Source organism: Steroidobacter sp., from assembly GCF_016790065.1.
In the GTDB taxonomy this organism is placed as follows: domain Bacteria; phylum Pseudomonadota; class Gammaproteobacteria; order Steroidobacterales; family Steroidobacteraceae; genus Steroidobacter.
The window spans coordinates 1-9,792 of record NZ_JAEUPY010000397.1 but is presented as its reverse complement, the minus strand read 5'-3'; the positions used below and the strand labels follow the sequence as shown (position 1 = coordinate 9,792).

The following is a 9,792-nucleotide window of genomic DNA, read 5'->3' as shown; positions in this document are numbered from 1 at the left end:
CATCAGTCCGTCAGTGTGGTGGAACGCCAAGTACGTGCTGGAAGAGCGCAAGACGTTCGACGCGAAATGGGCGGCGGCTCCGGTGCGTCCATCGTTGCTGATGATCGTCGGTGCGGATGAGTCGCCGCACATGGTGAACGATCCCGAAGCGCTGGCGGCAGACTTGCAGCCGTTGGTGCAGAAGGGGCTGCGGATGAAGTTTCTGAAGGTTCCGAACGAAGATCACATCGGCGTGCCGATGCCGGCCTTCACTGAGTTGTTGAAGTTCGCGTACACGCCGACGGCTGCTGAGAAGGAGTTCTACAAGGCGGCTGCGCCAGAGGATACCAAGGCACCGGTGTTCACCGACCCCGCAGTGTATCTGGCGCTGACGCCAGCTCAGCGAACGCAGATCCGTATCGACGTGCGTCTGATGTCCCGCGAAGAACGTGCTGCCTACAACAAGCGCATGTACGACCTCATTCATAACAAGATGACGCCGGAACAGGGTGAGATGTTGCATCGGGAGAAGACCCGAGAAGATCGGCGCAACGGCACCGTCACTGTGTTGGATTGACGAGGACCCAGTCATGATGAAAGCGACGCAGCCGCTCGCGGCCTTGATGTTTGTGATCGCAGCGGCGGCGTCGCCGTGGAGTTCGCCGTCCGCGCGGGCCGACGTGCCAACGGGGAACTGGGAGCAGGCGTGTGCGGCGTTGGTCGGGCCGACCTATCCGGCCGACGACGGCGTCGCGAAAGTCACAGAAGCCAAGATCGTCGCGGCCGGCGGCGGCAAGCCCACTGCCGAGCAAATGCAGATCTACGCAACGCGCGGCAAAGTGCAGGGCGTGCCGACGCAGGCTGTCGAGTCGCTGCCGGCGCATTGTTTGGTCTCGGGCTACGCCACGCCGAACATTCGGTTTGAATTGCGGTTGCCGGCGCAGGAATGGAATCGTCGCATGCTGATGGTCGCGTGCGATGGTTTCTGCGGTTTCGTTTTCAGCGAGGCTTGCGTCCCTGGCTTGATGCGTGACTACGCAACCGTGACCAGCGACGGCGGCCACACGGCCACGCGCAACTTCGACGGGGCGTGGGGATACAACAATCGTCAGGCCGAGATCGACTTCGGCTATCGAGCGAATCACGTGGTCGCGGTCGCCGCCAAGGCCATTCTCGCGAAGTTCTATGGCGAACCGCCGCGCTACTCGTATCTCACTGGCTGCTCCAAGGGCGGTTCTGCCGGTGTGATGGCAGCCACGCGTTATCCAGCGGATTTCGACGGCATCATCGCCGGCGCGCCGGTGCTGGATTATCAACGCAAGAACGCCATTCACTTTCCGTGGGTAGCGAAGGCCATGCAGTCTGATGACGACTCGTTCCTGTTGTCACCGGAACAGTTGCCGGCCATCGAAGCAGCCGTACTCGGTGCTTGCGATGCCATCGATGGCCAGGCCGACGGTGTCATCGACGATCCGCGTCGTTGCAAGTTCGACCCTGCATCGATGCGCTGTCCGGCGGGTCAGTCGAGCGCGACCTGTCTGACTGATAAGCAGATCGAAGCTGTTCGCAAAGTGTATGCCGCGCCTCGTAACAGCCGAGGTGAGATTGTCTATCCGGTCGGCACCGTTATCGGCTCGGAAGGCAACTGGCCCAACTGGGTGTTGCCGGCGCCGCCTGCGACGGTGACGTTTTCCCGGCGTGGCGCGGAGGAGTACTTGCGTTACCTCGCCTTCGAGCGCGATCCCGGACCGAGCTATGACTTTCGCAGCTTCGACTTCGATACTCAGCTCGGTCAGTTGCAGGCGCAGTCCGCTGTGTTCGATGCGCTCTCCACCGACATGCGCGCGTTTCGTGATCGGGGTGGGAAAATCATTCTGTGGCACGGTTGGGGTGACGCGGCGATTTCTCCGTTGATGACCATCGAGTACTACGACGCGCTGCTGAAGTTCATGGGCGGCGACCGGGCGACGCACGCGTTCGCGAGATTGTTTCTATTGCCGGGCGTGCATCATTGTCGTGGCGGTAATGGCGCCGGCCTGATCGACGCGCTCGCGGCGTTAGAGCAGTGGCGAGAGCAGCAACGCGCCCCCGATGTGTTGATCGCCACACGCGACGACGATCTGGACGGCAAGATCGAGCGCACGCGGCCCGTGTATCCCTATCCCTCGCAAGCGAGTTACATCGGCCGGGGCGACTGGAACGATCCGAAGAATTATCGGCCGCGCTGATCCGCTCGATCAAACGGCGCTTCGGGAAAGCGCCACAGCGCAATCAAGCTCAACAAGCACGCAGCGCCTGCATACCACGCAGGCGCCATCGCATTGCCGCTGTGTTCCACCAGCCACGTGACGACCAGCAACGTCGTGCCACCGAACAGCACCACGCACAGACTGTAGATCAACGAAATACTGCTGGCCCGCAAGTGCGACGGAAATGCCTGCATCAACAACACGAACCCGGCGCCGCCGCTGGAGTAGTGGAGGATCGCGAGTGCCGTGATCAGCACCACTGACCACGACAGACTCGCTGTGGTGTTGAGCAAAGCGAACGCGGGAAAGATGGCGACGGTCGACAGCGCGAGCGCCACATAAAGCAGTCGCTTGCGTCGCTGCAGACTGTCAGCGTAGCGACCGACCAATGGTGCCGTAATCAGCAGGGAACTGCCAATGGTGAACGCCAGTACGAATGACCACGCCGGCGGATAGTGCAACGTGCGTTGCAGGTGGATGGGCAGATAATAAGTGAGCACTTGCATGAACACCGTCGGACCCAATAGGACCGCGACCCCGTGCATCAGGCGCAGGCGATGCTCGACGAGCAACTCTCGGGCCGGGTGACTTGGCTGGGTTTGCTCCGGCAACGACTCCAGCATCCGGCGCCGGATGGCCAAGCCCAGCGGTGCGATCAGCAGGCCGGCAATGAACGGCACGCGCCAACCCCAGCTCTCGACGTCCGCTTCCGACAAGCATCCATAAACCAGCATGGCCGCCACCGCGCCCGTCAGCGCCGCCGCGCCCTGGCTGGCAACCTGCCAGCTCACGATGAAACAGCGTTGGTTGGGCGCCGCTGATTCAAACAGCAGGGCAGAGGCCACACCGATCTCCGCACCCGCCGAGAGTCCTTGGAGCAGGCGACCTAGCAACACCAGCACTGTCGCTGCGACCCCGATCGAGGCAAACGGTGGCGTGAACGCGATCAACCCGGTGCCCACCGCCATCAACACAATCGTCAGTGTGAGAGCCGCCTTGCGACCTTTCCGGTCGGCATAGCCACCGATCAACAGCGCTCCAATGGGGCGTGCCACGAAGCCGGCGGCGTAAACGCCCAACGAAATCAGCAGGGATTCGAGCGCCGTCGGCGCGGGAAAGAACTGCCGCCCGATCACGCCCGCGAAAATGGCATACAGCGTGAAGTCGTAGAACTCGAACGCGTTACCGGCGACCGCAGGTAGGACGTTGCGTAGCGAGCGGGAGGGTGGCGCCTTATTCACACCGCCCCATGGTAACGCGGCTCGGTGGTACTTTACCCATTCCTGATTTCGGCGACCGCGCAGGTAGGGTTTTGAGCGCCTCGTTCATCCCCTCTCTGGAGGTCAATCGAATTCGAGCAGCCGTTGGATCATCGCGCGCGACAACAGTGGGTCATTGCCAACATTCTTCCGCATGAGGCGGAGGTGCGTGGCTGGCTGCGTCGCTATGTGCGCAGCCTGTCCCCCGCTGACCTGGATGATCTGATCCAAGAGGCTTACAGCCGTCTCTACTACGTGGATCTGGGCCAAATCGCCGGGGGGCGCAGCTACCTTTTCACGGTCGTGCGCAATCTTTTGAACGAGCAGACCCGCCATGCCCGCATCGTGCCCATGGAGCGCCTGGGGGAAATCGAGGCGCTGCGGATTCCCAGCGAGGAACCCGGGATCGAGCGCAAGGTGGGCGCGCGCCAGGAACTCGAGCGGCTCGAACGGATCGTGCGCACCTTGCCGGAGCAATGCCGGCGCGCTTTCGAAATGCAGAAGTTTCGGGGCCTGAGCGTGCGTGACATCGCGGCGGCCATGGGCATCAGCGAGAAGACCGTCGAGAAGCACCTGGCCGTGGCCCTGGCCAAGGTGATTCGTGCCATGAAGGAGGAAGGTGCCGGATTCCAGCCAGCCACAGGAGCGAGTGAGTATGACATCCAGTCAACGGATTGATGAGCAGGCCGCGCATTGGGCGGTACGCTTACAGCAGGGTTCGGTGGCTGCTGAAGAGCAGAGTGTGCTCGATGAATGGCTGGCGGCCGACTCGCGTCATCCCGGGGCTTTGCTACGAGCGCAGGCCATCTGGCTGGACTTGGAGCGAGTGGGAGCGTTGGCTGCCGGCCGAGAGGTGGCTGAGATCCGCAGTAAACCCTGGTACAGCAATGCTCAGCTGTTGAGAGTTGCGGCTGCAGTCGTGGCGCTGTCGGTCGGCGCAATCGTTTGGTGGGCGCAGGTTTATCGGCCCGACGTTTATATCAGCGATGTCGGCGAGGTCCGCCGTGTGCGACTCAAGGACGGATCGAGCATGGTGCTCAACACGGCCACACGCGCCACTGTGCACATTGACGAATCGCTCCGGGAGATCAAACTGGGCGAAGGCGAGGGTGTTTTCGAGGTTGCGAAGGACCCGGCGCGACCGTTCATCGTACGTGCTGGAGCAGTCTCGGTGCGCGCGGTCGGGACGGTGTTTTCGGTGCGCTCGGTCAACGAGCAGGTCAGTGTCGTCGTCACCGAGGGCGTGGTCGAGCTGAGCGATGACAGTCGCAACAGCGATGCACCACGGCGTATCGCTGCGAACGAGCAGGTCACTGTCACACCGACTCGGCAGCCTGAAGTGACGCCCGTGACGCGAGAGCAAGCCGAGCGACGACTGGTCTGGCGCGACGGTCTGGTGGAGTTCGATGGCGAGACGCTGCACTACGCCGTGACCGAAATCAATCGCTACAACCATCGACAGATCGTGATCGACAACCCGGCGTTGGCGTCGCGGCCGGTGGTGGGTTTGTTTCGTGCCAGCGATCCGGAAAATTTCGCCGCGACCATTGCGGTGGCCCTGCAAGTGCGCAGCGTTTCTGCGGCGGACGCGATTCATATCAAGTAACGATTGTCTGGAGCACTGGGTGAAAGCCGACACTCGTTCATCCCCATATCGAACGCGCACATCTCGATGCGCGATTTGGGGATTACCTCAGTGCAAGTTTCCAATCGGGTTCGGTCGCACGTGATCGCCGTACTGCTGACTGCGAGTCTGGCTTCGGCGAGTGTTACTCCTGCTTTCGCCACCGAAGAGCATCGCTTCGATGTGCCGGCAACCGAGGCGCGCGCAGCGATTCGCAAGTTCGCGGCTCAGGCGAAGGTACAGATCCTTGCCGACGGCGAGAATGTCCAACAAGCAAAGTTGAATCCGGTCAGCGGCCAGCTGTCGACCGAGGAAGGCCTGAAGATTCTGTTGGCGCGCAGTGGTCTGCAAGCCAAGTACGTGGGCGAGCGTTCGATCGCGCTGGTCAAGGCAGCAGAGCCGACGACGTCGAATGGCGAGTCGAACGCTGCCGGCAGCGATGCATCGGACACTGAATCGAGCAATCCGGCCCTTCGTGGTATTCCGGAAATCCTGGTGACAGGCGCGCGCTCCGCGAACATGGATATCGTTCGCACGGAAGACGATGCGCAGGCTTACTACATTTTCGACTCCGGCGTCATCGAGCAATCCGGTGCGGTCAACGTCGAAGATTTTCTGAAGCGCGGCTTGTCGATGAACACCGCGGCGTTGTCCTCTTCGCAGGTTGCAGCAAACTTCCGTGGCAGCCAGAGCAGCATCAATCTGCGGGGGCTGGGTGACAATCAAACGCTCGTGTTGATCAACGGTCGGCGCACGGCGAGTCCTGGGTTGTTCGGTCGCACCTATCAACCGAATCTCAACAGCATTCCGCCCAGCGCCATCGAACGTATCGAAGTGTTGCCATCTTCTTCCGCCGCTATCTACGGTGGTAGCGCCGTCGGCGGTGTGGTTAACGTAGTGCTGAAGCGAGGCTTCACTGGCGGCGATGCGCGCGTGAGCTATGCGAATGTGATGGACGGCGATGCGCCAACTCGCAGCGTCGGTGGCACGTATGGTCTGAGCTTGGAGGAGGGGCGCACTCATATCTCGATGAGCGCGCTGTACTCGGAAACCGAAACGCTGACCAACGCGGATCGGCCGGAATTGTTGCAGCGGGGCGTCAACACCATCCTGCGTAACAATCCCGAGTTGCTGTACTCCAGAACCAACCCATTTTTCGGCGCGACCACCAACATCGGCGCGGTGGCCGCCAACACCAATCTCACGTTGCGCGACGGAACGCCGCTCGGGTCGGCGATCACTTCCGTGCCGGTGGGCTTCACGGCTGCTTCGGATCCGGCGCTGTTGTTGGCCAGTGCTGGCAGATACAACACTGATCTGCCACGCACCGCTCATCCGACCACAGGCCGGCGACGCGCGGTGGGTTCGGCACCGGAACTCGGCACGGTGATGGCGAGCTTGCAGCGGGAGATGACCGATTCATTGAACGTGTTCGCGGACGTCTTCTGGAGCAGCAACACCGCCAAGACCGGTGACTACAGCGAGTACGACAGCGTGTTGCAGGTATCGGCTGCCTCGCCCGTCAATCCGTTCCAGCAAGACGTGTTCGTCTCCATGCCCGATCCCTTTGGTACCGACTACCAGGCGAAGAGCATGGATCGTCGCGCCACCGTGGGCTTCACGTTCAAGCTGCCTCGTTCCTGGATGTTGTCGAGCGATTACACCTGGAGCGAAAGCCGAATGAAGTACGGCGGCTCCATCTACAGCTTCGGCGGCATCAGCGACGATATCGAGAGCGGCGTGTTGAATCCGTTCGTCGATACGATTGCCAATCCCATCGACCTGTCCCGGTATCGCGGCACCTTCGGCAGTTCGCAGAACGGCGTGTTGAGCGACGTTAACCTGCGCGTGGCCGGCCCGCTGTTCGATCTACCCGCGGGTCCTGCGACGTTGACTGTCGGTCTCGGCTATCGCAAAGAGAGCCTGAGCGACGGCAGCTTCCACAATCAAAAGCCCAACTATCCGGACGATACGCAGTACCGGAAGTATTTCAGTCAGTCGCAAACCATCAAGAGCGCCTATGCCGAGGCCAATATTCCTTTGATCGGCAGAGCCAACGACGTGCCGGGCGTGCGGCTGCTGGATGCGCAGTTGTCGGTGCGCACCGAGGACTATTCGATTGGTTCCGGCACAGCGTTCCAATATGTCGCGGGTTCGGCGCCGGCGTTCATCGCGCAGAATCCGGAGCGCGTGCATTTCAATACCGAGCTGCAATCCACCAATCCCACCATCGGCCTGCGCTGGCAGCCGGTCGACAGCCTGACGCTGCGCGCCAGCTACGGCAAGGCGTTCCTGCCGCCGACCTATAGCCAGCTGGTGCCAGGTAACGTGTCGTTGGTGCTATCGGCGGGCGTGCCGCGGACCACTCAGGTCATCGATCCACGCCGCGGCAACGAATTGACCACCGTCGAATTCTCCTCCGGCGGCAATCCCGATTTGCAACCGCAGAAATCCGACAATCTGAACGTCGGGTTGATTTTCGAACCCACCTTCCTGCCGGCGTTGCGACTCAACGTGGAGTGGTACCGCCTCAAGCAGGAAAACATCATCGTCAACTCCACCAACGACACTTTGATTCTCGCCAACGAGGCGCGCTTCGCCGATCGCATCGTGCGCGCGCCGGTGGCTCCCGGCGATCCGTACGGCGTGGGTGTGCTGACCTTTGTCGACTTCAGCTTGTTCAATGCCAACCGCGGTGAGACCGAAGGCATCGACTTGAGCATGAGTTATCGCTGGCAGACCGATCGCTTCGGCACGTTCAACGTCGGCCTGGCGGGCACCAAGGTGCTGTCTTATAAAATTCAGGCTGCGTTCGATGCACCGCTGACCGACATCGTCAACCAGGTGGCGTTCGACGGTCCGTTGCAGACTCGTGCCAATGCCTCGCTCGGCTGGAGCATGCGTCAATGGAATCTGGGCTGGCTGACCAACTATTACGGTTCCTATCCTCAATACAGCATCGGCGGCGCCACTCACTACACGGCTGCGCAAGGCGCCAACTCCATTCCGAGCCAGCTCTACCACGATGTGTTCGCGAGCTATGAGTTCGAGACAGCGTCTGGCGGCGGCATGGCGGCGGGCTTGCTGTCGGATGTCGCCGTCCAAGTGGGCATCAAGAATCTGTTCGACAAGACGCCGCCGTTCGATGCGTACTACCTGCGCAGCAACTACTACAGCCCGTTCGGCGACTGGCGCTTGCGTAATTACTATCTGACGCTGACCAAGAAGTTTTGAGCTTCGGGCCATGCGAACATCGATTGCGGTGTTGCTCACCGCGCTGACCATCGCGTCATCCGCCAACGTGGCTGTCGGCGACGTGCTACCGCTGCAGGGACGCACGCGGCCGTTGAATTTTACGGTCGAGGAAGGGACATGGATGTCCGTCGATGTGACGCCTGACGGCCAGCAGGTGGTATTCGATCTGCTGGGCGATCTGTACACGATGCCGGTCACTGGTGGCACGGCCGTCGCTTTGACGCGCGGCGTGCCGTACGACAGTCAGCCGCGAATCTCTCCAGATGGACAGTGGCTGGCCTTCGTCAGCGATCGTGAAGGCGATGACGATCTGTGGGTGATGCGTCGAGCCGACGGTTCGTTACGGCAGTTGTCCAGCAATCGTCAGGGCATCGCGATTGCGCCGTCGTGGACCGCGGATAGCCAGCAGGTGTTGGTGGCCGAGGCGACCACGCAGGTGTCGACGCAACTGGGTTCGCCGGAAGCGAAGTTCCGTCTGTATTCGCTGTCCGGAGCCGTGACCGATGTCCTCGACCAGGACGGCAAGCCGGTGACGGGTTCGGGTGGGGTTGTTGCCAAGGACGGGCGCTATCTTTACTTCGCTCAGCGCAACCCGGTGGACGATGCCATCTACGGCATGCCCATCGCACAGATTCGGCGGCTCGATCTCACCAATGGCATCGTGGAGTCGCTGACCAACGGCGCAGGGGGTGGCACGCGCCCCGTCATTTCTGCCGATGGCAAGTTGCTGATCTATGCAACGCGCGATGCTGGCAGGACCGTACTGCGCAAGCGCGACCTGGAATCGGGAAGCGACCAGCTACTGACACGATCGGCGCAGCAGGACCGGCAGGATTACGGACGAGCTTTGCGGGGCGATCACTTGCCGGGCTACGTTCTGATGAGCGACGGCCAGTCCGTATTGCTCAGTTCGGGAGGAAAGATTCGTCGCGTTCGAGTGCGCGACGGTGTTGCCACCGAGATTCCATTGCGCGCCGATGTTTCTTTGGAAGTCGGCCCTCGGTTGCACAAGCCCTATCGAGTGGAGCAAGGACCGCTGACCGCGCGAATCGCTCAGTGGCCGAGCTTTTCGCCCGACGGGCGTCGCATCGTCACATCTGCACTCACCAAGCTGTATGTCATGCCGGCACGTGCCGGCGCACTGCCCGAACGCGTGACGCGAGGCGATGCGTTGGAGTATCAGCCGGTCTGGTCGGCGGATGGTCAATGGCTGGCTTACATCGTCTGGACGCGCGAAGGCGGCCACATCTGGAAGGTGCGTGCCGATGGGCGAGGCGCCCAACAGTTGACGATTCATCCTGCGTTCTACACTGACCTCGCGTTCTCCGCCGATGGTCAACGAATCCTGGCGATGCGAGGCAGTCCGCGGATGCGGGCCAACACTCCGGAGCATCCGCAACTCAGAATCCCACTCGACCTGGTATGG

The 9,792-nt window shown here is 61.6% G+C and carries 5 protein-coding genes and 2 pseudogenes; 6 read left to right on the top strand and 1 reads right to left on the bottom strand.

Annotated features, from left to right (window positions below):
• Both JNL55_RS16495 and JNL55_RS16490 read left to right on the top strand, forming a co-directional pair.
• Nucleotides 1–556: pseudogene (locus tag JNL55_RS16495) on the top strand (hypothetical protein); the annotation flags it as partial.
• A 13-nt stretch (nucleotides 557–569) separates the two neighbouring features.
• Entirely contained in the window at nucleotides 570–2,207 is a 1,638-nt protein-coding gene (locus JNL55_RS16490) for a tannase/feruloyl esterase family alpha/beta hydrolase (RefSeq protein ID WP_293855741.1), read from the top strand.
• Here JNL55_RS16490 and JNL55_RS16485 read toward each other — a convergent pair.
• Complete coding sequence (locus JNL55_RS16485; protein WP_293855738.1) at nucleotides 2,192–3,469, bottom strand: MFS transporter; 1,278 nt, start codon at nucleotides 3,467–3,469, stop codon at nucleotides 2,192–2,194. The genes JNL55_RS16490 and JNL55_RS16485 overlap by 16 nt on opposite strands.
• A 123-nt stretch (nucleotides 3,470–3,592) precedes the next feature.
• On the opposite strand from JNL55_RS16485, the gene JNL55_RS16480 reads away from it, so the two are divergent.
• The 4 genes and pseudogenes from JNL55_RS16480 to JNL55_RS16465 form a co-directional block, all read left to right on the top strand.
• Nucleotides 3,593–4,165: an RNA polymerase sigma factor gene (locus JNL55_RS16480; protein ID WP_293855735.1), complete on the top strand. Its 573-nt coding sequence runs from the start codon at nucleotides 3,593–3,595 to the stop codon at nucleotides 4,163–4,165.
• Nucleotides 4,143–5,093: a FecR family protein gene (locus JNL55_RS16475; protein WP_293855732.1), complete on the top strand. Its 951-nt coding sequence runs from the start codon at nucleotides 4,143–4,145 to the stop codon at nucleotides 5,091–5,093. Before JNL55_RS16480 ends, JNL55_RS16475 begins: the two co-directional genes overlap by 23 nt.
• A gap of 90 nt (nucleotides 5,094–5,183) precedes the next feature.
• Nucleotides 5,184–8,345: a TonB-dependent receptor gene (locus tag JNL55_RS16470; RefSeq protein ID WP_293855729.1), complete on the top strand. Its 3,162-nt coding sequence runs from the start codon at nucleotides 5,184–5,186 to the stop codon at nucleotides 8,343–8,345.
• A gap of 10 nt (nucleotides 8,346–8,355) precedes the next feature.
• Nucleotides 8,356–9,792: pseudogene (locus tag JNL55_RS16465) on the top strand (hypothetical protein); the annotation flags it as partial.

Bases quoted from the DNA above. Each gene is read 5' to 3' on its own strand.
- JNL55_RS16490 (WP_293855741.1), top strand. From the start codon at position 570: ATGATGAAAGCGACGCAGCCGCTCGCGGCCTTGATGTTTGTGATCGCA.
- JNL55_RS16475 (WP_293855732.1), top strand. From the start codon at position 4,143: ATGACATCCAGTCAACGGATTGATGAGCAGGCCGCGCATTGGGCGGTA.